Source organism: Actinomadura sp. NPDC049753, from assembly GCF_040674655.1.
In the GTDB taxonomy this organism is placed as follows: domain Bacteria; phylum Actinomycetota; class Actinomycetes; order Streptosporangiales; family Streptosporangiaceae; genus Spirillospora; species Spirillospora verrucosospora.
In genome coordinates this window covers 1-1,189 of the sequence record NZ_JBFARL010000471.1, presented here as the reverse complement: position 1 = coordinate 1,189, position 1,189 = coordinate 1, and the positions used below count along the sequence as shown (strand labels likewise).

Here is a 1,189-nt window from a genome sequence, read left to right as displayed (position 1 = left end):
CCGCTCGACGCGCGCCTGGTCGAGCAGGCAGTGCCCGGCCTCCAGCGGCTGGCCGAGCCGCGCGAACAGCGCCGCGGCCTCGCCGAGCAGCGCGACCGCCGCGTCGTGCTCGCCGCGCGCGGCCAGCAGCGCCGCCTCCGCCCGGTCCAGCCGCCCGGTGACGCTCGCGCCGCGGTACCCGACGGCGGCGCGGGTCGTGCGGATCAGCTCCGCGGCCCGCCCGGTGTCGCCCAGGGCCGCGAGCCCCTCGGCGAGGTCGCACTGCCAGGGCAGCACCGTCGGCGACGGCAGCTTGCGGTCCTGGCCGAGCGCCTCGATGCGCCGCAGGGTGCCGACGCCCGTCCGGACGTCCCCGCTCCGCGTCTGGGCCACGCCGAGCACGTGCAGCAGGCGGCTCTGGAAGATGACGTCGTTCTCCTGCTCGGACGCCCGCACCCCGCGCTCGGCGAGGGCGACCGCCCGGTCGATGCCGCCGCCCGCCAGCTCCGCCAGCGCGCCGTGGTACCAGGCCGGGCCGGGGCTGAGGGCCGCCTGCTCGGTGACGCGCATGGCGCGGTCGGCGAAGTCCAGCGCCTCCCGGCAGCGGCCCGTCCGCGCCGACACCTCCGACAGGTTGCGCAGGACGTGCACGACCTCCTCGCCGGAGCCGCGCTCCACCAGCGCCAGCATCCGCAGCAGCTCGGCGCGCGCCTCGGTGAGCCGGTCCTCGAAGATGGCGCAGTAGGCCGCGAGGTACCGGGGCGTCATGTGGAGCCGTCCGTCCAGCGGGGGCTCCGGGAGCCGCCGCGCCCGTTCGAGGTCGCCCGCGTAGTCGCCGCGTCCCTCGATCAGCGCGATGTTCGCCCGGACGGCGAGCGCCCGCGCCTCCAGGTCGGTGTCGCCGGTGTCGCGCGCGTGCACCAGCGCGGCGTTGACCTCCTGCTCCGCGCGTCCGGGCGCGCCGGTCACGAGCGTGCCGAGCGCCATCCGCAGCCGCACCTGCCCGAGCAGCGCCGGGTCGCCCTCGGCGTCCACCAGCGCCGCGGCGAACAGCTCGCCCATCTCGGTGAGCCCCTGGCCGGACAGGTCCAGCAGCGCGAGCCGGACCCGGACCTGTTCCTTCGCGGTCAGCGCGCGGGCGGATCCGGCGCCGGTCATCGCCAGCCCGGAGATCAGTCCGGGAATCCGCATCCCGATCTCCCGCACCATC

Annotated in this window: 1 protein-coding gene; it reads right to left on the bottom strand. The window is 77.4% G+C overall.

What is annotated here, in order from left to right; translation table 11 throughout:
* A partial coding sequence (locus tag AB0K37_RS42280; protein WP_363991898.1) for a hypothetical protein occupies positions 1-1,170 on the bottom strand: 1,170 nt, incomplete at its 3' end.
* Between the last annotated feature and the right edge of the window lie 19 nt (positions 1,171-1,189).